Here is a 25,572-nt window from a genome sequence, read left to right as displayed (position 1 = left end):
AGCTACGCATGAAAAAAATGAAAGTCTTACAATATGCACTGGTGCTGACGGCACTGGCCGGTTGCCAGAAAAATTTCCTCGACAGGCAACTGGATACCAATTATACTGAAGACCAGGTCTTCTCTTCCGTGAACAACATCGAAAGTTTTGCTGTAGGCATCTACGCGATGCTTCCCGCGGGATTCGACAGGTTCGGCGGTGGCATGCTTTCTTCCGCCACGGATGAATCCGTGCATTCCGGACTGGTGCAGGATGTGCAACGGTTTAACAATGGCAGCTGGAACCCATTTATGAACCCTGATGAACAGTGGGTGAACATGTACAGCGGTATCAGGAAAGCCAATCTTTTCCTGGAGCGCACCGGCGATTTCAGGCATATCGCATTTCGGGATACCACCACACAGGCTGGGAAAACGAGTTACAATACGGATACTTCGAACATCAGGTTCTACCGGGCGGAAGCAAGGTTCCTGCGCGCGTTCTTCTACTTTGAACTGGCAAAACGCTACGGTGGTGTTCCGCTGATCACCAATACACTTACCGGAAGCGAGAACGCTATTCCAAGGGCGGACTTCAATACCGTAATAAACTTCATCTCCACAGAACTGACAGATGTGAAGGACTCGCTCCGGCGCACCTGGCTGGGTGTGTTTGAAGACAAATACATAGGTAGGGCCACCATTGGCGCGGCACTGGCTTTGAAGGCGCGTGCCTTATTGTATGCCGCCAGCCCTTTGCACACACCTGGTGGTGATGTGGCCAAATGGGAGGCTGCCGCCGCTGCCGCAAAAGACGTGATTGCCCTGGGGCAATACAGCCTTGATGGAAACTACAGGAATATGTTCCGCGCCCTGCAAAGCAATGAGTTCATCTTTGAAAGAAGGTATCAGCCCTCCAATACCCTGGAAAGGAATACCTATCCTGCCGGTTATGATGGCGCGGTAGGCGGAACAAATCCCACGCAGAACCTGGTTGACGCTTACGAAACCAGCAATGGTCTTACTATTGCGGCCGATCCGGCTTACGATCCGCAAAATCCTTATGCCGGGCGTGATCCGCGTTTGCAGATGACCATCATCACCAATAACTCCGATTACAAAGGACGTAAGGTGGAGACCTTTGTTGGTGGACGGGATGGACAGGGAAAACCACGTGCAACAAGGACCGGCTATTACCTCAAAAAGTTCGTGGATGAAAGTCTTGACCTTGTTCAGAACAGAACCAGCGCACATACCTGGGTGTACATGCGTTATGCTGAAGTGTTGCTCAACTACGCGGAAGCAATGAATGAAGCTTATGGTCCTGATATGGTACCCACAGGTTATCCAATGTCCGCAAGGGCTGCATTGAACCAGGTGCGGAGCAGAGCCGGGGTAAACATGCCAGCGGTAGCCGCCGGAGGACAGGATGAACTGAGAACAAGAATAAGGAATGAAAGGAGAGTGGAACTGGCTTTTGAAGAGCACCGCTTCTGGGATGTACGTCGTTGGAGAACAGCGGCGCAGGTGTTAACGGCACCCATTCGCGCAGTGAACATCACCAAACTCCAGGATGGCACATTTAATTACCAATATCCTTACGGTTCAATTGAAACGAGGGTATGGGCGGATAAAATGTACCTGTATCCCATTCCTCAAACCGAGATCAACAAATCCTACGGCGTACTTTCACAGAACAATGATTGGTAAACGAAAGCTTCGCACTGAAAGAACCATTGCTCAATTTAAAAACAGCGGGTTATGAAAAATCTATTTAACGCCCAACCGAACTGGTTGCGGCAGGTGAAAAAAAACGGCGCCATGCTTGTGCTGGCAACAGGTGTGGCGGCCGCAGGTATTGTGTTGGCTTCTTTTGATGAAAGTGAAGTGGCCGACAAGAAAAAGAAATGGAAACTGGTTTGGTCCGATGAATTTAATAAAAACGGCAGGCCCGATTCCACGAAGTGGGACTATGAAACCGGTTTCGCCCGTAACCATGAAGCACAATGGTACCAACCGGAGAACGCCTGGTGCGAGGGCGGTAACCTGATTATCGAGGCCCGTAAAGAGGAAAAACCCAATCCGCTGTATGTTAGTGGCAGCAACGATTGGAGAAAGTCCAGAGAGAAGATCGAATACACTTCTTCCAGCCTGAGAACACTTAAAAGCCAGACCTGGCAGTATGGAAGATTTGAGATGCGCGCGAAGATAGATACCGCGCCCGGCATGTGGCCCGCCTGGTGGACCCTCGGCATCAACGGCGAATGGCCCTCCAATGGCGAAATAGATATCATGGAGTATTACCGCGGGAAACTGCTTGCAAATATAGCCGTGGGCACCGACCAGCGCTATAAAGCCGAATGGCACAGCGAAACCCGCAAAGTAAGCGAAATGGGCGCGGGTTGGAGTGATAATTTTCACATCTGGCGCATGGATTGGGATGAAAACGAGATCGCTTTGTATGTGGACGACAAACTCCTGATCAAAGTACCCCAAAGTAAACTCAACAACAAGAATGCATCAGGGATCGTTCCTTTCAAACAACCGCATTACATGATCCTTAACCTGGCCCTCGGTGGGGATAATGGCGGTGATCCTTCGCTCACAAGTTATCCCAGGCGGTATGTGATCGATTATGTACGTGTTTACCAGGAGAAATAATTTTCTGCCCCCTTGCTATACCATAAATCCTTCGCCGTTTTTGGCGGGGGATTTTTTCTTCCCAAAGCTTCCTATTTTTAGATATGGAGCAGATCAGAACTTACTTTGAACGAAAGTTGAAAATGACCGACGGCGACTGGTTGTACTTTCGAGCTAAACTGAAAAAGTATGCTTTCCCGAAGAAAAGCCTTTTGCTCCGGGAGGGACAGGTAGAAAACCATTTGTCTTTCATTGAAACCGGAACCGTGCGCTTCTTTGTTGCCGGAGCAGAAGATGAACGTACTTTCGGGTTCGCTTTTGCCAATAATTTTGTGAGCGCATACGACTCCTTCCTCGCAAGAACGCCATCCGTATACCACATGGAAATGCTTACGCCCGGCGTACTCTGGCGCCTTACCTATAGTGATCTCCAGGACGTGTACGCGAATACCGGCATAGGCAACCAGATCGGAAGGCTGGCCTGCGAGGAACTTTTCCTCAAAAAATCAAAACGGGAACTTTCCCTGCTGAATGAAACCGCGACGCAACGTTACCTCAACCTGATGGAGGAGCAGCCGTTATTGTTTCAGCAGGTGCCTTTAAAATATATTGCTTCCTACATCGGCATCACCCCGCAGGCGCTGAGCAGGATTCGCAAACGCATTTCTTAACCCGGGTTCATTGTTTGCGTAAAAACTGAACATGATCTTTGCAAAAAAAAGCAATGAAACCATTGATCGTTTTACTGGGTACGTTCCTGGTTGCCCTGTTGGTGATCCGCCTTGCGCAGGGAAGGTTCGACTGGGCGCAGGCCGCGCGCATAGGTATGTCGGCCATGCTGGTGTTTACCGCGGTTGGGCATGTTATGTATACGAAGGGCATGGAAATGATGGTCCCTGCATTCATTCCCGCAAAAACGACGATGGTTTACGGTACCGGCATCATAGAGGTGCTTGCCGCGATAGGCTTATTGGTACCGCAGTTCCGGGTGCTGACGGCCTGGCTGCTGATCGTCTTTTTCATCCTGGTATTACCGGCCAATGTGTTGGCGGCTGTGAAGCAGGTCAATTACCAGAAGGGGGATTTTTCAGGCGCGGGCACGTCATACCTTTGGTTCCGGGTGCCTTTACAGGTATTGTTTATTGTATGGACTTACTTGTGTTCCGTTAAAGCGGGATGAAGCGCATTTATCAATCACATTTTTCCGTCCGGTTTGTTGTCGCTTTTAACGATGAGCTGAACAACACTTTCAGGCCGTATACCCCGGAAGAGTAGTCTGAACTTACATTGGCATGCCCTCCGCCGAAGGAAAACCGCTCCGCCTTAATTGGTGGATTGCGCTAAAACGGAGTAGTTCAACAGGTTATCTAACCATGTGCCATATCGCGGGCTCAAAGATCAGGATATGATTTAAGGGAACTGAACAGTTTTTTATACCTGCTCATTAGTTGCTTATGGGGAATATTTTTTTAATATGTTTAAACAAGATATATTGCAATAAATTATTATCCATTTAAAGCCCCCTAAGCAATGATGAAGTTAAAATGCTACCTTTTAATCTTCTCCGTTTCATTCATTGTACCATTAACCACTATGGCTACTACATGGAATGGAACTACATGGAGTGGCGGTGCCCCTACAAATGCCGTGGATGCTGTAATAGCTTCCAGCGTAACGCCAGGCGCTTTCACCTGTGCGAACCTGACCATCAATTCCGGCGTGTCGCTCACCATTAACACTGGCGTTACGGTTACTGTTGCGGGCAATATTACCAACAATGGAAACGGTCTTGCAGGGATGGGTACCATTCAGTTTAATAAGAACGCCAGCACTGTGCAGCTTTCAGGCAATGCCATTGCCTTTGAAGGAATCGTAGATGTGGTAGCCGGTACAACGCTGAACACCGGCGGGCTGCTTACGCTTACGGCAAGTACCACTACCAGCTATGGACGCATCACGGGTTCTACGGGTGTAATAACAGGCAATGTGACTGTTCAAAAAGTATTGGCCAATACCAATGCGGGCTGGCGGCAAATTTCGTTGCCGGTGGATGCGCCGCTGACCAGCCTGGTAGGTATTGACCTGCTGAACAGCACCTATCCGAATGTAAACGACAGGAATGTTTTTTATTATGATCCGGCTAATGGAACCGCTGCGCCTTTTGGAGGTTTTTATGCCGTGGGATGGACAGCGCCCTCCAATACAGATGATGAAACAAGGGCTTATACCATATTCAGCGACAACAGCCTTGCAGGCTTGAAAGACATTTCCTCCTCTATCAGTATAACTGGTGTACCCAATCATGCATCATATACGGTGAACCTGAACTATAGTTATGATCCTGCCAGTCCTGGTAATTCCTCCATTCAAAGAGGCTGGAATTTTATTCCCAACCGCTTCCCCAGTAATATAGATGTAAGCGTCTTGGTAAATGACGCAAACTTTGGCACTACTTATAAAGCTGTTCATGTGTACGATGAAATAAACGGGCAATACGTTGCGATCAACCAAAGTAGCAGGAATACTTATAACAATACCACTTCCCATCCTATTGCCACGAGTGATCTGATGCCTTTTCAGGGTTTTTGGGTAAAGGCTACCTCCACCTCACAAAGCATCCAGGTGAAGATGGCACACCGTAGTACCGATCTCAGTACTTCCGCAGTGTATACAAGAAGAAGTTCCGAACAATTGCGCCTGCATGTGGCCGATGCTTCCGGCCGGGCCGATCAGGTAACGGTTATTTTTGATGAAACCGCAACTGAAGCGCTGGATGGAGCAATAGATATGTTCAAACTGAAGTCGCCCAATCGTACAGTGCCTACCCTGTATTGCCAGGAAGGCGACCTGGAACTTAGTGCCAATGCACTGCCCGCACTGAACAAAGCGCGTAAGGTGCAGTTGATTTTTGAGAGTTGGAAAAAGGATTCGACCTATACATTTACTCCGGATCTTTCCGCTTTTAACCAGGATGCAAAAGTGCAGATCGAAGACAGGAAAACAGGCAGGTTCCACGATCTTGCTGAAGGCGCCTATCAGTTTGTTTATGATGACGCTTTCGGTAAAGACCGCTTCGTCCTACATTTCACTCAGCACGAAAAGTCCGGAATTAACGCCCTTTCTGCTAATGACCACGGCGTGGCTTTTAGTAAAAACAATACTTCCATCACTCCAAATAACTAATTCAGATGAAAAGAGGCATACTTTTTTTGATTTTTCTTATCGGAGCTATCACCATCACCCATGCGCAGCCGCTGAATCCGGCGCCGGCAAACCTTCCGGTTAAACTCATCAGTTTTAAGGCCAGTGTGGTAAATGGTTCAACAAACCTGACCTGGCAAACAGCCGCGGAAATTAACAGCAAGGAGTTCGTAGTAGAACACAGTGTGGAGGGCACACAATGGACGAAAGTTGGCGTTGTAAATGCCGCGGGTAACAGCTCTGTTACCCAGCAATACGCTTTTACACACACACAACCCGCAGAAGGATTGAACTTATACCGGTTAAGAACAATAGATTTTGATGGGTCTTCCGAACTGAGTACCACACTCCGCGTTGCCATCAACAATGCGCTGGTTTCAGGTATACGACTGTACCCCATTCCAGTATCAGATCACCTTATCGTTGATCTGACTGAGTTTAAGGAATCCTTTACTTACACAATCATAGATGCAAATGGCAGGGAGTTGAAACGCGGTATCGTTACGCGGAACAAACAACGGATCGGCTTGCAGGAACTTAAACCAGGTGTTTACTTTTTTAAAACGGAGCAATCCGGGGCGATCAGGTTTGTAAAATAAGTGATGGGGGCTATTGATTTGAATTTGATTTTGATTTTAGTTGGTAGATAAGTACTAGCGTAAGAAGAATTTTAACTGGCAGACTATTGGTATTCCTGTTTCATTGAGAAGCAGAAATGTCGGTAGTCTGCCTTTTCTTTTTAGAATTCTTTTTTCAAATCAGTTCATTGCTTATATTTGCAACTATGTTGCATAATTGTAGTGCGGTTGTTCAATCCAACAGTACTTCTTTTCCGCAGCACCTTAAACCATCAATTTTTTCAAATGACTATGCTTTCTAAAAAACTTCCCGTTACCGTACTCAGCGGCTTTCTCGGGGCGGGAAAAACAACACTCCTCAATCACGTACTCAACAACCGTGAAGGACTTCGTGTAGCCGTGATCGTGAATGATATGAGTGAAGTGAACATTGATGCGCAACTCGTAAAGAACGGCGGCACACTCAGTAAAACAGAAGAGAAGCTTGTTGAAATGAGCAATGGTTGCATCTGCTGTACCCTGCGGGAGGACCTGCTCCGCGAAGTGGAACGCCTCGCCAGTGAAGACCGGTTCGATTACCTGCTCATCGAAAGTACAGGCATCAGTGAACCACTTCCGGTGGCCCAGACCTTCTCTTATAAGGATGAACAGAACGGGATCGATCTGAGCAGCATCGCGCAACTGGATACTCTGGTAACCGTGGTGGACGGTTTTAATTTCATCCGCGATTATACTTCGCAACAAAGCCTCCGCGACCGCGCACTTACCGATATGGAAGACGACCGCCGTTCCATCGTACACCTGCTCACAGAACAGATCGAATTCGCCAATGTGATCGTACTGAACAAAACCGATCTTATTTCCGAAGCGCAATCGGCTACTTTGCACCAGTTGCTCCGCGAGTTGAATCCCGGCGCCCTGGTGATCCCTGCCGAGAAGAGCCGTGTGGACCTCAAATGTATCCTCAATACCGGCCTTTTCGATTTTGACAACGAAAGCAAACGCCCGGAATGGGTGGCGGAAATGAACAAAGTACATACACCTGAAACAGACGAGTACGGCATCAGTTCTTTTGTATTAAAGAGCAAACGCCCTTTCCATCCGGAACGTTTCTGGGATTACGTGAATGAGCATTGGCCGGAAAACGTGATCAGAAGCAAGGGGCTTTTCTGGTTGGCAAGCCGCCCGGACGAGGCTTTGAACTGGAGTCAGGCCGGTGGCAATCTTTCCGTTGAAAAAGCTGGTGTATGGTGGGCCAGCATGGCTTACGGAGAAAGGATCCGCTATGCTTCCTTCCTGGATAATCAAAAAGAAATAGAAGCCAGGTGGAACAAACAATGGGGCGACCGCTACAACGAACTCGTGATCATCGGGCAGGACCTCAATAAAGAACTGGTTGCTTCGGAACTGAACGCGTGTTTGTGTACGGATGCTGAGGCGGAAAGTATGATGAAAGGAAAGTTTGTGAAAGACCGGTTCCCGGTCGGGTAAATTAATTGCCATGGTGTGCGTATCATTGGTTTGAACTGCATGGTAAAGGCAGAACAACAATTGGTGTGGTTGAAGCATTGCGCAAAGAAAATTCCAATAAGTGGACCATCGTTGCTTGCCATTATTCGGTATATTCCGCTTCTTGCGGCAGAGACAACCAGCGCTGAAACCCCTCCTGGAATAGTGCCGGGTAGATATGGTGTAGCAGGGGCTCGACCATGTGTACACCCGTGCCATGATGCACCCCAAAAAATAACCGGTAAAAAACAGTGCAGTATTGTATACATGGTTTCCGGTATCAATGAACTCGGAGGATTTTATGTCAATGCAACTGTAGAGGGGCATCTCACCTGGACCGTAACAACTACCGTTCCTGCAGGGAAAGTTTTTGCTATGGACTGCGCAGATGGATCCAATTTCGCAGACCTTAACGGCGCGGTATCCGGCACTGGCGGCTTATCAGATTATGGAACAGTTAGTGGCCATTTGGGAGGTGCGGTTGCCTTGTTTCCGCCCTCAGGCGATCAGATCATTATTTATCAGGGTACCAGCGGTACAACTACAGGGGCTACTTTTATCTATGGTTACAGCACAACGCAGAATGCAACTTCTATTTCAGGTACAGGTGTATGGCAGACAAGCGGAACCGTTGCGAGTCAAGTGGGCTCTTATTTGCCCACCGGTCTAAGCAATGGCACAACTGCAATTGCACTAACGCACAATGTAAACAATACATCCAGCGGTCCTGGAACTTTCGGAACGCCAAATTATGGTTTCGATAATATGATCTATGCCGGCATCAGAACAGGAGCCAGGGCGCAACTGTTAGCTGCGATTGGTACTCCGGCAAATCATATCGGAGATAATGCCACTCCCTATCCTATAGGTATCGGTGGTAGTTTCAGCATCCCTTCCGATTTTACGATTACAGGGACATTGCCACTCCATTGGGGAGAAATAGCCGGAAAATTAAAAAATGGTAAGGCCTTGATTCAATGGGAAACAATTCAGGAGATGAATACCAGTCATTTTGATTTGGAAATTTCGACCGACGGCCAACAGTATGTTGCGCAACGGAGTGGTATAGCCGCCGCAGGGAATAGCGACAATAAACGTTCCTATCAATATGAATTTTCAACAAACGTTTCGTTGATTTATGCAAGGGTTAAACAGGTAGATATAGATGGAGCATACACGTATTCGAAAGTGATTGTACTTAAAAATGATCAAACAGGAACTCTCCGGCTTCTAAATAATCCTGTGGTAAATGAACAACTTGTTTTCACCGCTCCGGACGGCTTGAAGGAAGCGAAGTATTCGATATTTAGCGCCAGTGGGCTTTTGCTGAAATCGGGAAAGCTGGAAGCAGGTAATGGAGGAAATAAAATGGTAACGCTTGGTAATATCCCCGCGGGTACATATCAATTGGTGATTTTCGATCAAACCCCAAAAATAAGCCGTCAGTTTATTAAACTATGACAGGGGTGCTGAAGGTTTTAGCTTGATTCATCTCTGGTTCCAGTTGATGTATGTCTGTATTTAATCTATCGTTCTGTACCTGGAAATAATTCACCTTGGTATAATAGGGGAGCGTTTATTAATATCAGGTGTCCATCAACTGGAAACTTCTTTGCTGGTAAGTGATTTGATAGGGCGTTAACGCTTAATGCAGTCATAAAAAAAGCCCCGTCGCTATGACAGGGCTTTTTCCCAAGTTGCCCGACCTGGATTCGAACCAAGACAAACAGAACCAAAATCTGTCGTACTACCATTATACTATCGGGCAATCCGTAAATGGAGTGCAAAAATAATGTCTGATTTCATTCCCTCAAAAAATATTTTCATTTTCTAAGCAATTCTTTTTCAACCCGCCCGCCAATTTTTCCGCCCGGAATATTTGCCGTAGATTTGCACGACCTCCGGGAAATTCATGCATTCTTTGCAATCCTTCGGTCAGCAAGCTGGGTAGAAATCACTCCTTTATATTATTCACCGCATTTATCCTGATACGCAAAGCAATTTGGTATCGGGGATTTTTTTTGCCGGAAAATAGCATAAAGTATAAGATACGGCTTACTAAGTGTTTATATAATCAGAATATCATATCATGGCCAAGTACATTTTTGTTACAGGAGGTGTTACATCATCATTGGGAAAAGGAATCATTGCCGCGTCGCTGGCCAAACTGCTGCAGGCGCGTGGGTTGTCGGTTACCATTCAGAAATTCGATCCCTATATCAATGTGGATCCGGGTACGCTTAACCCTTACGAACACGGAGAGTGTTATGTAACGGAAGACGGCGCTGAAACCGATCTTGACCTCGGTCACTACGAGCGTTTCCTGAGTATTTTCACCTCTCAGAACAACAACGTTACCACCGGCCGTATTTACCAGCATGTGATCAATAAGGAAAGGGAAGGCGCCTTCCTCGGTAAAACCGTGCAGGTGATCCCGCACATTACTGACGAGATCAAACGGCGCATGCTCCAGCTTGGTGCGGATGGTAAATATGATATCATTCTTACAGAAATAGGTGGGACCGTGGGCGATATTGAATCGCTGCCCTTTATTGAAGCGGTGCGCCAGTTGCAGTGGGAGTTGCCGGAAGAAGATTGTATGGTGGTGCACCTTACGCTGATCCCTTACCTGAAAGCGGCGAAGGAATTGAAAACCAAGCCCACGCAGCACAGTGTGAAAATGATGAGCGAGAACGGCGTACATCCCGATGTGATCGTTTGCCGTTCCGAAGAACCACTGAGCAATGAGCTCAAGAAAAAAATCGCGCTTTTCTGTAATGTGAAGATCGACGCGGTGATTGAAGCGACCGACGCGCCTACCATTTACGAAGTGCCGCTGATGATGATGCGCGAAAAACTGGATCTGTTCTGCCTGAAAAAAATGAACATCACCAACTACCATGAGCCGGAACTGGGTAAATGGAAGGAGTTCCTGGATAAACTGAAATATCCTAAATCAAAAGTTACGATCGGACTGATCGGGAAATACATTGAGCTGCAGGATGCGTACAAATCTATCCTGGAATCATTTGTACACGCCGGCGCCATCAACGAATGCAAGGTGCAGGTGGTGAACGTGCACAGCGAGTTCATTACAGATGATAATGTGGACGAAAAACTGAGTGACCTGGACGGATTACTGGTGGCTCCCGGCTTCGGACACCGCGGTATTGAAGGAAAGATCACAGCGGTGAAATATGCCCGTGAAAAAGGATTGCCTTTCTTCGGAATATGCCTGGGTATGCAGATGTCGGTGATCGAATTCGCCCGTAACGTACTTTCCCTGAAAACGGCCCATTCCACTGAAATGGACGCCAATACGCCTGATCCGGTCATTGATATGATGGCGGAACAGAAAGAAATCACGCGCAAAGGTGGTACCATGCGCCTTGGTGCTTACCCCTGCCACCTGGAATCAGGTTCCCTGGCGGAAAAAATTTATGGTGCGCAGGATATTTCGGAAAGGCACCGTCACCGCTACGAATTCAACAACCAATACCTGGAGCGTTTTGAAAAAGCGGGTATGGTGGCCAGCGGAAGGAATCCTGAAACAGGACTCGTGGAAATCGTGGAAATTCCGGAACATCCTTTCTTTATCGGTGTGCAGTTCCACCCGGAACTGAAAAGTACCGTGGAAAACCCGCAGCCCCTGTTCGTGCATTTTATAAAAGCCGCTAAAGAACACGCTGAAAAGAACGGGAACGGTAAAAAACAATCCGTGTAACCCTGAATAACCTACCTTTGCCCCCTCAAAAACTCGAACTAAATGGGAATGGATAGAAATACGGTGATCGGTTTCGTACTGCTGGCCGTTTTGTTTTTCGGATATTTCTTTTACAACCGCCAGGGACAACTGGAAGCTGAAAAGGAAAAAGCCCGTGTTGATTCTATTGCAAAAGCCAATGCGCCTAAACCAGTGATCGACACTACAAAAAATGTAGTGGATTCCCTGGCTGTTGCAGATTCCGCCGCTCCCGCAGTGCAGGTGGCTGAAGCGCTGACCGTGCTTGAGAACGAACTGTTGAAGGTGACTTTCTCCAATAAAGGTGGTCAGCCCGCCATGGTGGAACTGAAAAAATACAACGCCACCGATAGTACGCCGGTAAAACTGGTGGAAGGGAACGGATTCGATCGCGTCTCTTATACGATTAACGCGGAAAACAACCGCTCGGCGCAAACCGCTGATCTCGTGTTCGGCGCCCCCGCCGTTTCGAAGAACCAGGACGGCAGCCAGACCATCAGTTATAAACTGGATGTGGCCCCGGGGAAATCCATCATCCACCAGTATACCCTTCGTCCTGACGATTATATGATCGACTGGAACCTGCAACTGCAGGGCGCCGATCAGTTGCTGACGCAGCAGGCCCTCAACCTGCTCTGGCAAACTAAAGCCGTACAGCAGGAGAAGGACATTAAGTACGAAAAGCAACAATCACAGGTGACCTTCTTTGAAGGAGGTGATTTCGATTACTATAATGTGATTTCCCGCAACAATTATAAGTTTGAGAAAGATGTGAAATGGGTAAGCGTGAAGCAACAGTTCTTCAGCCAGATCCTCATTTCCAACGGAACGAACTTCTCCGGTGGGGAACTGAACTGGATTGTACCAGAAGATTCCCTGCGCACCATCGCTAACGCCACCACCAACCTGCGGATGCAGGTGCCGGCCGGTGCCGTGGCCAATGTACCACTGAAGTTTTACTACGGTCCCAACGATTTCCATACGCTCAAAAAGTATAAACTGGAGCTGGAAAACAACGTGAACCTCGGCCAGGGATTCTACGCCTTCGTGAAATACATCAACAGGCTTATCATCCTTCCGCTGTTCAACCTGTTCGAGTCGTTCATCAGCAGTTATGGTATCGTGATCCTGTTGCTGACGGTGATCATCCGTCTCCTGATCTCCCCACTCACTTATTCCAGCTACCTCAGCGGCGCCAAAATGAAAGCGCTTCGTCCCGAACTGGATGAGTTGAAAAAGAAAATGGGCGACGACCAGCAAGGATTCGCCATGGAGCAGATGAAGTTGTTCCGTGAAGCAGGCGTGAACCCGCTCGGCGGATGTATCCCTGCCCTGTTGCAGATTCCGATCTTCTTCGCGTTGTTCAGTTTCTTTAACTCGAACGTGGCGCTCCGCGGACAAAGTTTCCTTTGGGCCGATGACCTTTCCGCTTACGACGTGATCGCGAAACTGCCGTTCCATGTATGGGGACTGGGTGACCACATCAGTCTGTTCACTTTACTGGCCGTGATCACCAGTTTGCTGATCTCGTTGTACAGCATGAACATGTCGCCGGACCAGAACAACCCGATGCTGAAGTATATGCCGTATATTTTCCCGATCATCATGTTGGGGATATTCAACAGCCTGCCTTCGGCCCTCACCTGGTATTACACGGTATCGAACGTGATTACGCTGTTATTACAGTTCATTATCCAGAACTTCATCATCGACCATAAGAAAGTACTCGAGAAGATAGAACTGAACAAGAAGAAGCCTAAAAAGCAGTCCAAATGGCAGGAAAGGCTTTCCCAGATGCAGGATGCGCAGAAGAAGATGCAGGAAGCGAAGAAGAAATAAATTTTGGATGTTGAATGATAAATTATTGCCGTTCCATTTTGGAACGGCTTTTTTTATGCGTAAGTTTCAGTCGTTCTGCTGCTTAACCCAACATGAAAAGAACCGCTATGCGTTCTTGCTCCTATTGATTAATTTGCTAACAGGCACGAATTGCGCTCATGCAAAATCCAATATTCAAAATTCAAAATCATACAACTAAGTCCTATCTTCAATCGTCTTTTATCCAAGCGCTATCAATATGAAAAAACAGCTACATATAACCCTGCTGGCTTTATTCTTGTTTGCCGGTATTCGTTTGTCGGCACAACGAAAGGTATCTGAACTGACTGTAACCTACCACGCTTCTGTGGTATCTACCGGGGCGGAACCTAAAATCGCTGACGCGTTTGACGGGGCCACCACCAAAGTGTACATCAAAGGAGCACTGAGCAGAACGGATATGGTAAGCACATTGGCCACCTTCAGTACTATTCATGACCTGAAGACGGGTCAGGCAGTAAGTTTAAGAGAAACGGGCGCGCAGAAGATACTCATCCGCATGACCGCGGACAACTGGAAAGACAGGAACAAACGTTACGAAGGAATAAAATTCACCACCACCACAGAGACCAAACAGATCGCTGGTTACAATTGTGTGAAGGCCACAGCTTCCTTGCAGAATGGCCGCACACTAACCGTGTATTACACGCCCGATATTCTTCCCGAGAACAGGGAATATGATTACCAGTTCCGTGAATTACCCGGGCTTCCCATGGAATACGAAGTGGAAATGGATAAGTACGCCATTAAATACACGGCAAGCGCTGTAAGCTTTAATCCGGTGCCTGTATCAAGGTTCGATATACCCAAAACAGGTTACAGGGAACTTTCTTATGAGGAAAGCATTAAACTGAGAAATTAGAAAGGAAAATAATTAACGGTGTGGCGCGGGAGTGGGCGTTTTGAACTTTTGCAGCACCACCTTTTGCTGCGTCGGGAAAATATGAACGGTATTCCCATTCCTGTAAGTCACCACAGAATTGTGCATCACGAACTTTCCATCCTGCTGTGTGGTTAATATCTGGCCACCTCTGTAATTCGCGTTGGATTTCAACGTAAAAGGGCTGGCTCCCGGACGGAACGGTGTGAAAGTAGGGGTGCGCAACAAAGAAGTATTCTTCTTCTTTCCGCCTCCACCGCCCATGCTGGCAAATGCGAGAACAGAAACGGCGGTAAACAAGGTGGCGATCGCCAGCTTCTTACCTGAGTCCTGAATGTGCTTCTTTGTTATCATTTTCACAAAAGTATAATTTATTATCCAATCCCCGCAAACCGTTCGTCACATCTTTTACATATTATTTAACGAATACGCTGCATGATTGTTACAAAAAATATTGGGTTTTTATGAAAGAATCCCATAAATTACACTAACCTATTGAATATGAGAGAGAATCCATTCAGGGAAGACAGAGAAGAAATAGAGGAATTGGTGAGGCAGTACGAGAATATGAAGGCGGGCAGGGGCCATTCCTTCCTGGAAGAAGATGCGTTTGAACGGATCATCGACTTCTACGATGACCATGAACAGATTCCCAAAGCCATTGAAGCCGCTGAAACAGGGATTTTGCAATTCCCTTTCTCGGCCAGTCTCCTCATCAAAAAAGCCGACCTGCTCATTGTTACCAAAAAATACCGGGAAGCGGTGAACCTGCTGGACGCGGCATCTTTGCTGGATAGCGGCGATATCAACCTGTACATCCTGAAAACAGACGCTTTTATGGCCATGGAGCGCCATGAAGAAGCCGCTGCCCTGCTTTTAGAGGCGCTTGACCTTTTCGAAGGGGAAGAGCGCATTGAATTACTTTTTGAACTGGCCGACGTGTACGATGATTATGAGGAGTTCGATAAATTGTTTGAGTGCCTGAAACTGATACTGGAAGAAGATCCTAATAGCGAAGAAGCCCTCTATAAAATTTGTTTCTGGACTGATTTTACCGGCAGGAACGAAGAAAGCATCAAACTGCACAACAAGATCATCGAGGAGTTTCCTTACAACGAACTGGCCTGGTTCAACCTCGGCGCGGCTTTCCAGGGATTAAAACTCTACGAAAAAGCCATCGACGCTTACCAATACGCTATTGCCATCGACGAGAAATTCGATTATGCCTACCGCAACATCGGCGACGCGTACATCCGTTTACGGAAGTACAAGGAAGCGATCGAGATGCTGGAAAAAGTGGTGGAACTTGCCCGTCCGGAAGACGTGATCTTCGAAGCGATAGGGTTCTGCTATGAGCGCCTGCACAATTTCGCGCAAGCCAGGATTCATTACAGGAAAGCAGTGCATCTTAGTCCTGACGACAGCAAACTCTATTTCAAAATAGCCTGCACCTACATGGAGGAACTGCAGTGGGAGCGTGCGGCGAAACAACTGGAAACCGCGCTCCGCCTGCACCGCAACGTGCCCGATTACAACCTGGCTATGGGAGAATGCAAAATGGAACTGGGCGAGGTGAAAGATGCTATTCAGTATTTTTCACTGGTGGTAAGCGCCCGGCCCCGATCCGCTTCAGGATGGGAATTGCTGGTGAAATGCCTGTTCAGGGCCGGTTACCTCGATGAGGCGGAAGAACAGGTAAATGCCGCGATAACAGCTACCGGCGGCAAGCCCGTGTTTGAATTCCTGAAGGTGGGCGTATTGCTGGCGCTGGGAAAAACCAAAGAAGCGCTGCTCTGCCTGGAGGCCGCCATGGATAAAACCCCCAAAATGCTGAAAAAGCTCGTGGAACTCAATCCCACGGTGTTGCAACACCAGCAGGTAGTGGACGTGGTGGCGCGTTTCAGGAAGGGAAACCGATTTCACTGAGGGTAACCCACGGAATATCAACCTATCTTCTTATTTTTGCCGCGCTTTACTTTGATTGACGAAACCAGTAGCAAGCAATGAACTTTAATTTGACCCAGATTCCTGAACGCATGGTGAAGCCAAGGCAGAATGGAATCACAATGGTAATGGACAAAGGACTTAGTATAGAAGAGGCCAGGAATTTTATGAGTATATCCCATCCCCATACGGATATCGTAAAGCTCGGTTTCGGCACTTCCTTTGTTACCCCTAATCTCCGCGAAAAGATTGAAGTGTACCAGAAGAATGGCATCCCGGTGTACTTCGGCGGTACGTTATTCGAAGCTTTCCTGGTACGCAATCAGTTTGAGGATTATATCGCCGTTTGCAAAGATTATGGTATTGAACATGTGGAGGTAAGCGACGGCTCCATCACCATTCCGCATGCGGAAAAATGCGGATACATCGAAAAACTCACCAAGCATTTTACTGTACTGAGTGAAGTAGGCAGTAAAGATGCGGCCCATATTATCCCTCCTTACAAATGGATCGAATTGATGCGCGCCGAACTGGAAGCGGGCGCATCTTATGTGATCGCTGAAGCCCGTGAAGCCGGGAACGTAGGTATCTACCGCGGTTCAGGTGAAGTAAGGGAAGGACTTGTGCAGGAAATTCTCACGCAGATTCCCGAAGAGAAAATTATCTGGGAAGCGCCGCAGAAAGCACAACAATTGTACTTCCTGGAACTGATCGGCTGTAATGTGAACCTCGGTAACATCGCCCCCACCGAAATGATCGCCCTGGAAGCGATGCGCATCGGGCTCCGGGGAGATACTTTTCACCTTTACCTCGACAAAGCCGTTCACTGATGCCGCTCTACGGATTGATCGGTTATCCGCTGGGGTATTCTTTTTCCCAGGCATATTTTAATAAGAAATTTGAAGCACTCGGGTTAGCGGGTTCCTATTATGTGAACTTTCCGCTGGCCGATATCAGGGAGTTTCCTGTGGTAGTGAAAGCCAATCCGGGCCTTGCCGGCCTCAATGTCACCATTCCTCATAAAGAAGGCGTCATTCAATTCCTGGATGAACAGGATGAAGTGGTGCGTGCCTGCGGCGCTTGTAACTGCATCAGATTTCAAGATGGTAAACTGTATGGCTACAATACAGACGTGATCGGGTTTGAAAGATCCTGGGAGCCGTTACTGGAACAGCACCATACCCGTGCACTTGTTTTGGGAACAGGTGGATCATCCAAAGCCGTGGCTTATGTATTGAAGAAGAGAGGGATCGGTTTTTCATTCGTGAGCCGCAAGGAAAGACCGGATGAAAACATTATAGGGTATGCGGCACTTACGGAGGAGATTATGCGCAGTCATACTTTGCTGATCAACACCACTCCTTTGGGGATGGCGCCTAAAGTGGAGGATGCGCCTCCCATCCCTTATCAATATATTTCTTCCGCCCATTATTGCTACGACCTGGTGTACAACCCTGCTGAAACACTTTTTCTGAAGCAGGCGAGGGAGCGTGGTGCCACGATAAAGAACGGGCACGATATGTTGGAATTGCAGGCCGAAGCCGGTTGGGAAATATGGAACAGTTAGGCCTGTAGTTTTTCCGCTGCCAAAGCCGGTACAGCAGCAACTTTACGCGTGTCGTAGTTAAAGCAGATCATTCCCGTTTTTGCCGTTGCCACCAGCTTGCGTGCGCCTTCCACTTCTTTTTCCAGTTTATAATAAAGCTCAAAGCCCACTTTTGAAAATTCAGTGGCCGCTACGGAAGCAATGACTTCTTCGCCATAAAAAAGTTCGGCTTTGAATTCAATGGCCACATCGGCCATAATAAGACTTACGCCTTCCAAAGAAAGTTCGGAATAGCCCAGGTGCTTCAAAAACCGCATCCGGGCTTCGTGTAGCATGGAGAGAATTGAATCGTTCCCAACATGGCCGCCATAGTTCACATCGGTGATCCTGACGGGAATGGTAGTAGAAAAAGTAAAGTTCGCGGGAAGTTCAATTTTTATGCGGGCCATGTTTTTTCGGCGAATATAAATCAGTTTTTATCGAGTACTTCTATCAGAGAAAGCAGGTCCATCATATTTGAAGCGGAGGGAATGAAAGAACTTTCCGCCAGTTGCGCTTTCCAGGAACGGATTTTCTGGGCAAGCTGATTGGTTTCAAGAGAAGATGCGCCGCTTTCCGTGATGCCCATATCGGCGAGGACCGCCGCGGCTATTTTCCGGGATACGCGGACCTGGTTACCATCGCTGGTGGTCAGGTAAATGTAGTTCTCATTCACAAGGTCGGTACCATCTTCCCTGTAAAGCCGCTTGTCAAGCGTCTGTGCCATCTGGCCCGGACCAAAGTCTCCGGAACGTAAGTTTGCGGTTTGCGCAACATAAACTGGAGCAGGCGTATGTTCCGCTACTGCCCGGTCATTTGAAGGTTGGGTATAGATGTTTGAACGCCTGAACGATGGGCTGCCGGAAGTATATGGTGTTTCGTCCTCCATGGCGGGAGCTGGTATGGTAACGCCGCTGTTGTCAGGAATTGTACTGTTATTATTGGAGGCTACGCTGGTTTCAGCAGCATTTTCCGAGGTTGCCCACCAGAGTAATGCCGTGGTAGCGAGGATAAGAACGGATGCGGCATATTTTACCCAAACCGGGATTTTCACCGTCTTCGGTGGTGTTTTTTCACCCAACGAAGCGGCGATGTTCGCCCATGCTCCGGGAGGCGGGGGCGCTTCATAATCGAATATTTTTTTCCTGGTTTCTTCCCGTATCATGATCCGGATTTTAGGGTTGTTCTTCTTTCGGATAAATAGGTTTGCACCAGTCGCTGCAATACAGCTTTAGCGCGTGCAAGTTGTGATTTACTTGTTCCTTCGCTGATGCCCAGCATCTCCGCGATCTCTTTATGGCCGTAACCTTCAATGACATAGAGGTTAAAAACGGCCCTGTATCCGGGAGACAGCTGTCTTACCAGTGCGATGATGTCTTTCTCTGCAAGCCTGTCAAGTGCGCTCTCCTCCGTGGCTTCAATGGCCGCTTCTTCTTTTTCCGTAACGGGCTGGAGGTGCTTTCTTCTCCTGAAATGCTCGATCGCGGTATTGATCACGATGCGCCTGATCCAACCTTCAAAAGAACCTTCCTGCCTGAATTTCTCCAGGTTTCTGAACACTTTGATAAAGCCTTCCTGCAAAATGTCCTGCGCTTCCTCCTGGTCGCTGGTGTAACGGAGGCATACTCCGTACATTTTGGGCGCAAACCTTTCGTACAGCGCGGCCTGCATTTTACGGTCTCCTTCCAGGCATCCCCTTATAAGGTCGTATTCTTCGATATTTTGGTTGGCAGCGATAAGTATTATTTTTTAACATAATTGTTCAAAAAGCTTACCAACTGTTCCACCGCTTTTTTCCGGTGGCTGAACATGTTTTTTTCTTCCATAGTCATTTGGGCGAAACTACAGTTTGCGCCCAGGGGTGAAAATATGGGATCATACCCAAAGCCGCCTGTGCCGTTCGGCTCATTCAGTATTGTGCCTTCGCAGATGCCTTCGAAAAGATGGTGCGCCCCATCGAGCCTCAGGGAAATCACGGTCCGGAAACGTGCGGAGCGATCTTCTTTACCTATCATTTCGGACAGGAGCTTTTCAACATTCTTATCAAAAGACTTGTCTTCTCCGGCATAACGCGCACTTTTTACACCTGGCGCGCCATTCAGGGCAGTTACTTCGAGCCCGGTATCCTCACTGAAGCAGTTGTTGCCGGTCAGTTGGAGGATAGTCGCGGATTTTTCCGCTGCATTTTCTTCCAGCGTGTCGTGTGGTTCAGGGATATCTATGTTGATGCCTGCTTCTTTCAAGGTGGTGATCAGGAATTGCGATCCGGTGGCCGCACGTATCTCGTCTACTTTGTGCTGGTTGTTGGTGGCGAAGATCAGGGGTGTATTCATTCGTTAAAGTTGGAACATTATTTTGAGGTTGAGCCATAGCCTGCCTTTGATGGATTTGGCGGTATCGCTTTGCTGGTTCATAGCCTCGAGTGGGGGAGAAGATATGAACTGGATTTGGTCGATTGTTTGAAGCTCCAGTTCTTCGAGGCGGAAGGGCGCTTCGATAGCTGGTGAGGTTATGCCGAGCCATAGCTGGCACGCGGGAGAGAGTTCGCTCATGATACGGGTGTAGGTAAGTCCTGTATGTTGCGCGATGTTCAATATACCCACTTCATCCAGGGACAGTTTACATGCCTGGAGGATATTGGTCAGGAAATTCAGTTGTTCCTCCGGCAGGTGCACTTCGTTCGGGTACCGGACAAGGATCAGTATTTTCCTGGAGAAGTTGCCCAGTATTTTCACTGGTGGAGCCACGTTTAAAGACGGAGACTCCATTGTTTTTTCCGGGATAATAACCAGTCCCCGCCTGTAAAACTGGGCCATTTGCTGCGGTACCAGGTGAATGTTGTTGATGCTCATATTGGTATGGCCCTCGGAAGGCGAAGGCTTTTTTCTTTACATTTGTAGCAAAAATAGAGAATTATGATTGCAGCTATGGATATTCCCGTAACAAAAGCGAGCAAGAGCAAGCTGACTGATATGGACATGAACAATCTTCCTTTCGGGAAGTTTTTTACCGATCACATGCTGGTGGCAGAATATGAAAATGGCACCTGGAAACAGCCTGTGATTAAACCTTATGGTCCCATCCAGCTTGATCCCGCCAATGCCGCGCTTCATTACGGACAATCCATTTTTGAAGGTATTAAAGCTTACCGCAATGAGGCTGGCGAAGCATTCATTTTCCGTCCTTTCGACAATTATAAGAGATTCAACATTTCCGCGAAGCGTATGAGTATGCCGGAAGTGCCGGAGGATATCTTTATTGAAGGGATGCGCCAGTTGATAGACCTGGAGAAGAACTGGATCCCCGCGAAAAAAGACCATTCCCTGTACATCAGGCCATTTATGTTTGCTGCGGATGATACCATCGGGGTAAAGCCGGCGGATAAATACCTGTTTATGATTATTTTAAGTCCTACAGGTCCTTATTACGCCGCGCCAATGCGCATTTACGTGGAAGATATATACACCCGTGCCGCTCCCGGCGGGATCGGGTTTGCCAAAGCCGCGGGTAACTACGCGTCCAGTTTGCTGGCCGCATCTGAAGCGAAGGCCAAGGGATTCGACCAGGTGCTCTGGACAGATGCTTTTGAGCACAAATACGTACAGGAAGTGGGTACCATGAACGTGTTCTTCCAGTTGGGCAACAAAATCGTTACGCCCAGATTGGATGGCGCTATCCTTGCCGGCGTAACCCGGAACAGTGTGATCACTGTACTACAGGAACTAGGCTATGAAGTAGAAGAAAGAGATATTAAAATAGATGAATTGATGGAAGCCTATAAGGCAGGTGAACTGAAAGAAGCCTTCGGTACGGGTACCGCCGCCACCATCAGCATGATCAAAGAACTGCATTATAAAGGATACTCCATGACCTTTGATACGGCCACCTGGAAAACGAGTCCGGCCATTTCCGCCCGGATGAACGAGATCAGGGAGGGAAAAACAGAAGATGTTCATGGCTGGATGTTCCGTGTTTAATTGAATAAAGGATTGATTATTAACATATTTTCCACCCGGTGACGAAGTGAATCAAAAAAAATCATTGCATTTTTTTTGATTCTGCAATTAAATCGTACTTTTGCCGTCCCAAAAATATAAATAGGTTCAGATGCCTACAATACAACAATTAGTAAGAAAAGGAAGAGAAATTATCAAGGCCAAGAGCAAGTCAAGAGCTCTGGATGCGTGCCCTCAACGTCGTGGTGTATGTACACGTGTGTACACTACCACGCCTAAGAAGCCTAACTCCGCGCTTCGTAAAGTTGCGAAAGTGCGTTTGACCAACAAAGTAGAGGTGATCGCCTACATCCCGGGTGAAGGCCATAACCTCCAGGAGCACTCCATCGTGTTGATCCGTGGTGGTCGTGTGAAGGATTTGCCAGGTGTACGTTACCACATCGTTCGCGGTAGCCTCGATACTGCCGGTGTAAAAGACCGTAAGCAAAGCCGTTCCAAATACGGAACCAAGCGCGAAAAAGCTAAAAAATAATTCACTCAATAATTCGCCGGTGTGCTGAGTAAAGTTTTAATACTTGAAGACATTCAGCCACATTGGTGTACTAAAAATTAACAAAGATGCGTAAAGCACAAGCCAAGAAGCTTCCCTTAGCACCTGATCCCAGGTACAATGACAAGCTGGTTACCCGTTTCGTGAACAACATTATGTGGGAAGGTAAAAAAAGTATCGCCTACGAAATTTTCTACAACGCACTGGATAAAGTTGCCAAGCAAACCGGTGAAGACGGCTACGAAATCTGGCGCAGAGCGCTGGCCAACGTAACCCCCGCTGTAGAAGTTCGTTCCCGCAGGATTGGTGGCGCCACTTTCCAGATTCCTTCTGAAGTTCGCCCCGACAGGAAAATCTCCCTGAGCATCAAGTGGCTGGTTCGTTACAGCCGCGAGCGTAACGGCAGAAGCATGGCAGACAAGCTGGCCAACGAAATCGTAGCCGCTGCAAAAGGTGAAGGTTCCGCTTTCAAAAAGAAAGAAGATACGCACCGTATGGCTGAAGCCAACAAAGCGTTCTCTCACTTCCGCTTCTAATACTATTGTTGATATATTTCAGAAAGCCCCCATTGAACCGGGGGCTTTTCTTTTTGTGTGATGTTTGGGTTAACGCCGTTTCCCGCATTCATGTTGCCCCAGCCACTTTCTGCCACTCGTTCAGCCCAAGATGCTCCCAAAAACTACCGCATTAATTTATCTCTGGCCTTATAATCAACGCTTTGCGTCTTAGCACCTTTGCGTCTTTGCGTGAAATCTCTGTAACGCTCGCAAAGGCGCAAAGCCGCAAAGAAAAGCCGCTTGCAGGAACACCGCTTCCCAATATTCACACCCGATTGCTTGTATTATAGAATTCACTACCTTTGCACCCCAAATAACATTCTTAATAGTCATTACTAATTTATGGCAGACTTAAAATTTCAAAGGAACTTCGGTATTGCCGCTCACATTGATGCTGGTAAAACCACCACTACGGAGCGTATCCTGTATTATACAGGTAAATCCCACAAAATAGGGGAGGTACACGAAGGTGCAGCCACCATGGACTGGATGGCGCAGGAGCAGGAGAGAGGTATCACCATTACTTCTGCCGCAACCACTTGCTTCTGGAAGTTTCCTACTACCCAGGGTGACCTGATCCCCGGGCAGACCAAAGAATATAAATTCAACATCATCGATACCCCAGGTCACGTGGATTTCACTGTGGAAGTGGAACGTTCCCTCCGTGTACTGGACGGACTGGTGGCCCTGTTCTGCGCCGTATCCGGTGTGGAGCCACAATCTGAAACCGTTTGGCGCCAGGCCAACCGTTACCGCGTTCCCCGTATCGGGTTCGTGAACAAAATGGACCGCGCAGGTGCAGACTTCCTGAACGTGGTAAAACAGGTGAAGGAAATGCTGGGTGCGAACCCCGTGCCCCTGATGCTGCCCATCGGCGCTGAAGATACTTTCAAAGGCGTGGTGGACCTGATCACCATGAAGGCGATCATTTGGGACGAGGCTAGCAAAGGTGCTACCTACACTGAATCCGAAGTTCCTGCAGACATGAAGGACGAAGCGGAAGAGTGGAGAGCCAAACTGGTGGAGTCCGTTGCTGAATACGACGAGAAACTGATGGAGAAGTTCTTCGAAGATCCCAACTCCATTACGGAAGATGAAATGCACGAGGCTATCCGCAAGGCTACCATCGACATCGCCATCATCCCCATGCTGTGTGGTTCTTCCTTCAAGAATAAAGGTGTACAGAAGATGCTGGACGCGGTTTGCCGTTACCTGCCTTCTCCCCTGGACATCGAAGCCGTTGCCGGTACACACCCCGACACTGGCGCTGAACTGCAACGTAAGCCTAACGTGAAAGAACCATTCTCCGCCCTCGCGTTCAAGATCATGACTGATCCTTTCGTGGGCCGTCTGGCGTTCTTCCGCGCTTACTCCGGTAAGCTGGACTCCGGTTCTTATGTACTGAACACACGTACCGGTAAGAACGAGCGTATCTCCCGGATCATGCAGATGCACGCGAACAAGCAGAACCCCATCGATTTCATCGAAGCTGGTGATATCGGCGCGGCTGTTGGTTTCAAAGACATCAAAACCGGTGATACCCTTTGCGACGAAGCGCATCCCATCGTACTGGAATCCATGACCTTCCCTGATCCCGTGATCGCGGTAGCCGTAGAGCCTAAAACGCAGGCCGACGTGGACAAAATGGGTATGGCCATCGCTAAACTGGTGGAAGAAGATCCTACACTGCGTGTAAATACAGATGAAGAAACCGGTCAGACCATCCTCCGTGGTATGGGAGAACTGCACTTGGAAATCATCATCGACCGTATGCGTCGTGAATTCAAAGTGGAAGTGAACCAGGGTGCACCAATGGTGGCCTACAAAGAAGCGTTCAGCCAAACCGTTGAGTTCCGTGAAGTACTGAAGAAACAAACCGGTGGTCGCGGTAAATTCGCCGACATCCAGTTCTCACTCGGTCCTGTAGACGAAGAATGGCAAAAAGAGAACCCGGATAAGAGCTTCCAGTTCGTGAACAACATCGTTGGTGGTTCTATCCCCCGCGAATTCATCACGCCGATCCAGAAAGGTTTCGAAACCGCGATGAACACCGGTGTACTGGCCGCTTACCCTGTTGTGAACATGAAAGTGCGCATCTTCGACGGTAGCTTCCACGCGGTGGACTCCGATGCGATGTCCTTCGAACTTTGCGCCAAAGCCGGCTTCCGCCACGCAGGTGTGAAAGCGAAGCCCCAGCTCCTCGAGCCGATCATGAAAGTGGAAGTACTTACGCCCGACCAGTATATGGGTGACGTGAGTGGTGACCTTTCCCGTCGTCGTGGTATGATCGAAGGTATGGATACCCGTGCAGGTGTTCAGGTAATCAAGGCCAAAGTGCCCCTGAGCGAAATGTTCGGTTACGTAACCTCCCTCCGTTCACTGAGCTCCGGTCGTGCAAGTTCTACCATGGAGTTCTCCCACTATGCTCCTGCTCCGAACAACGTGGCAGAAGAAGTGATCGCCAAGAACAAAGGCAAGATCAAAGTGGAAGAAGATTAATCATAACTTTATTGATTATACAAAGCCCCCTGGAGTTTTTCAGGGGGCTTTTTGTATTTTAGCGCAACTCAAATT

At 48.1% G+C, this 25,572-nt stretch carries 24 protein-coding genes and 1 tRNA gene; 18 read left to right on the top strand and 7 right to left on the bottom strand.

The window, feature by feature from the left end; genetic code table 11:
* Window positions 1–8 precede the first annotated feature (8 nt).
* The 8 genes from M4J38_RS12595 (at window position 9) to M4J38_RS12560 (ending at window position 9,367) form a co-directional block, all read left to right on the top strand.
* Entirely contained in the window at window positions 9–1,688 is a 1,680-nt protein-coding gene (locus tag M4J38_RS12595; RefSeq protein ID WP_251759960.1) for a RagB/SusD family nutrient uptake outer membrane protein, read from the top strand.
* Between the two features lie 51 nt (window positions 1,689–1,739).
* Complete coding sequence (locus M4J38_RS12590; protein WP_251759959.1) at window positions 1,740–2,639, top strand: family 16 glycosylhydrolase; 900 nt, start codon at window positions 1,740–1,742, stop codon at window positions 2,637–2,639.
* 83 nt (window positions 2,640–2,722) lie between these two features.
* Window positions 2,723–3,289, top strand: a complete 567-nt coding sequence (locus tag M4J38_RS12585) for a Crp/Fnr family transcriptional regulator (RefSeq protein ID WP_251759958.1) — start codon at window positions 2,723–2,725, stop codon at window positions 3,287–3,289.
* Between the two features lie 53 nt (window positions 3,290–3,342).
* Complete coding sequence (locus tag M4J38_RS12580) at window positions 3,343–3,798, top strand: hypothetical protein (protein ID WP_251759957.1); 456 nt, start codon at window positions 3,343–3,345, stop codon at window positions 3,796–3,798.
* Window positions 3,799–4,211: 413 nt separating this feature from the next.
* Complete coding sequence (locus tag M4J38_RS12575) at window positions 4,212–5,801, top strand: hypothetical protein (RefSeq protein WP_251759956.1); 1,590 nt, start codon at window positions 4,212–4,214, stop codon at window positions 5,799–5,801.
* Window positions 5,802–5,806: 5 nt separating this feature from the next.
* Window positions 5,807–6,418 carry a T9SS type A sorting domain-containing protein gene (locus M4J38_RS12570; RefSeq protein WP_251759955.1) on the top strand — a complete coding sequence of 204 codons (612 nt, stop codon included), beginning with the start codon at window positions 5,807–5,809 and terminating at the stop codon, window positions 6,416–6,418.
* A gap of 264 nt (window positions 6,419–6,682) precedes the next feature.
* Window positions 6,683–7,888 carry a GTP-binding protein gene (locus M4J38_RS12565; protein WP_251759954.1) on the top strand — a complete coding sequence of 402 codons (1,206 nt, stop codon included), beginning with the start codon at window positions 6,683–6,685 and terminating at the stop codon, window positions 7,886–7,888.
* Window positions 7,889–7,903: 15 nt separating this feature from the next.
* Window positions 7,904–9,367 carry a T9SS type A sorting domain-containing protein gene (locus M4J38_RS12560; RefSeq protein ID WP_251759953.1) on the top strand — a complete coding sequence of 488 codons (1,464 nt, stop codon included), beginning with the start codon at window positions 7,904–7,906 and terminating at the stop codon, window positions 9,365–9,367.
* 236 nt (window positions 9,368–9,603) lie between these two features.
* Here M4J38_RS12560 and M4J38_RS12555 read toward each other — a convergent pair.
* Window positions 9,604–9,674, bottom strand: a tRNA-Gln gene (locus M4J38_RS12555).
* A 321-nt stretch (window positions 9,675–9,995) separates the two neighbouring features.
* Here M4J38_RS12555 and M4J38_RS12550 point away from each other — a divergent pair.
* The 3 genes from M4J38_RS12550 (at window position 9,996) to M4J38_RS12540 (ending at window position 14,388) form a co-directional block, all read left to right on the top strand.
* Window positions 9,996–11,630 carry a CTP synthase gene (locus M4J38_RS12550; RefSeq protein WP_251759952.1) on the top strand — a complete coding sequence of 545 codons (1,635 nt, stop codon included), beginning with the start codon at window positions 9,996–9,998 and terminating at the stop codon, window positions 11,628–11,630.
* A 48-nt stretch (window positions 11,631–11,678) separates the two neighbouring features.
* The gene (gene yidC, locus M4J38_RS12545) at window positions 11,679–13,487 is read left to right on the top strand and encodes a membrane protein insertase YidC (RefSeq protein ID WP_251759951.1); all 1,809 of its coding nucleotides are present in this window, start codon (window positions 11,679–11,681) and stop codon (window positions 13,485–13,487) included.
* A 238-nt stretch (window positions 13,488–13,725) separates the two neighbouring features.
* A complete protein-coding gene (locus tag M4J38_RS12540; protein WP_251759950.1) occupies window positions 13,726–14,388 on the top strand; it encodes a GLPGLI family protein in 663 nt (220 codons plus the stop codon).
* A gap of 12 nt (window positions 14,389–14,400) precedes the next feature.
* On the opposite strand, the gene M4J38_RS12535 is transcribed toward M4J38_RS12540, so the two are convergent.
* The gene (locus M4J38_RS12535; RefSeq protein WP_251759949.1) at window positions 14,401–14,766 is read right to left on the bottom strand and encodes a hypothetical protein; all 366 of its coding nucleotides are present in this window, start codon (window positions 14,764–14,766) and stop codon (window positions 14,401–14,403) included.
* A gap of 141 nt (window positions 14,767–14,907) precedes the next feature.
* Here M4J38_RS12535 and M4J38_RS12530 point away from each other — a divergent pair, with 141 nt between their 5' ends.
* From M4J38_RS12530 to M4J38_RS12520, 3 genes are all read left to right on the top strand, one after another.
* Complete coding sequence (locus M4J38_RS12530) at window positions 14,908–16,332, top strand: lipopolysaccharide assembly protein LapB (protein ID WP_251759948.1); 1,425 nt, start codon at window positions 14,908–14,910, stop codon at window positions 16,330–16,332.
* A 77-nt stretch (window positions 16,333–16,409) separates the two neighbouring features.
* Complete coding sequence (locus M4J38_RS12525; protein WP_251759947.1) at window positions 16,410–17,180, top strand: phosphosulfolactate synthase; 771 nt, start codon at window positions 16,410–16,412, stop codon at window positions 17,178–17,180.
* Window positions 17,180–17,917 (top strand): shikimate dehydrogenase, encoded by a 738-nt coding sequence (locus M4J38_RS12520; RefSeq protein WP_251759946.1) that lies wholly within the window; start codon window positions 17,180–17,182, stop codon window positions 17,915–17,917. Before M4J38_RS12525 ends, M4J38_RS12520 begins: the two co-directional genes overlap by 1 nt.
* On the opposite strand, the gene M4J38_RS12515 is transcribed toward M4J38_RS12520, so the two are convergent.
* The 5 genes from M4J38_RS12515 to M4J38_RS12495 form a co-directional block, all read right to left on the bottom strand.
* On the bottom strand, window positions 17,914–18,345 hold the full coding sequence (locus M4J38_RS12515) for a thioesterase family protein (protein ID WP_251759945.1): 432 nt from the start codon (window positions 18,343–18,345) through the stop codon (window positions 17,914–17,916). The two genes, M4J38_RS12520 and M4J38_RS12515, sit on opposite strands and share 4 nt — an antisense overlap.
* A 20-nt stretch (window positions 18,346–18,365) precedes the next feature.
* The gene (locus tag M4J38_RS12510) at window positions 18,366–19,100 is read right to left on the bottom strand and encodes a hypothetical protein (protein WP_251759944.1); all 735 of its coding nucleotides are present in this window, start codon (window positions 19,098–19,100) and stop codon (window positions 18,366–18,368) included.
* Window positions 19,097–19,606, bottom strand: a complete 510-nt coding sequence (locus M4J38_RS12505) for an RNA polymerase sigma factor (protein WP_256469206.1) — start codon at window positions 19,604–19,606, stop codon at window positions 19,097–19,099. The genes M4J38_RS12510 and M4J38_RS12505 overlap by 4 nt, the downstream gene beginning before the upstream one ends.
* A 71-nt stretch (window positions 19,607–19,677) precedes the next feature.
* Complete coding sequence (gene rdgB, locus M4J38_RS12500) at window positions 19,678–20,268, bottom strand: RdgB/HAM1 family non-canonical purine NTP pyrophosphatase (RefSeq protein ID WP_251759942.1); 591 nt, start codon at window positions 20,266–20,268, stop codon at window positions 19,678–19,680.
* A 3-nt stretch (window positions 20,269–20,271) separates the two neighbouring features.
* A complete protein-coding gene (locus M4J38_RS12495) occupies window positions 20,272–20,787 on the bottom strand; it encodes a hypothetical protein (RefSeq protein WP_251759941.1) in 516 nt (171 codons plus the stop codon).
* 63 nt (window positions 20,788–20,850) lie between these two features.
* Between M4J38_RS12495 and M4J38_RS12490 the strand changes: the two genes are divergently transcribed.
* The 4 genes from M4J38_RS12490 (at window position 20,851) to fusA (ending at window position 25,497) form a co-directional block, all read left to right on the top strand.
* Complete coding sequence (locus M4J38_RS12490; RefSeq protein ID WP_251759940.1) at window positions 20,851–21,912, top strand: branched-chain amino acid aminotransferase; 1,062 nt, start codon at window positions 20,851–20,853, stop codon at window positions 21,910–21,912.
* 130 nt (window positions 21,913–22,042) lie between these two features.
* A complete protein-coding gene (rpsL, locus tag M4J38_RS12485; protein ID WP_251759939.1) occupies window positions 22,043–22,423 on the top strand; it encodes a 30S ribosomal protein S12 in 381 nt (126 codons plus the stop codon).
* An 86-nt stretch (window positions 22,424–22,509) separates the two neighbouring features.
* A complete protein-coding gene (gene rpsG, locus M4J38_RS12480) occupies window positions 22,510–22,977 on the top strand; it encodes a 30S ribosomal protein S7 (RefSeq protein WP_251759938.1) in 468 nt (155 codons plus the stop codon).
* Window positions 22,978–23,340: 363 nt separating this feature from the next.
* The gene (gene fusA / locus M4J38_RS12475; RefSeq protein WP_251759937.1) at window positions 23,341–25,497 is read left to right on the top strand and encodes an elongation factor G; all 2,157 of its coding nucleotides are present in this window, start codon (window positions 23,341–23,343) and stop codon (window positions 25,495–25,497) included.
* Window positions 25,498–25,572 lie beyond the last annotated feature (75 nt).

Source organism: Parasegetibacter sp. NRK P23 (assembly GCF_023721715.1).
In the GTDB taxonomy this organism is placed as follows: domain Bacteria; phylum Bacteroidota; class Bacteroidia; order Chitinophagales; family Chitinophagaceae; genus Parasegetibacter.
Note: the sequence above shows the minus strand (reverse complement) of the source record. Positions and strands in the feature narration are given on the sequence as shown.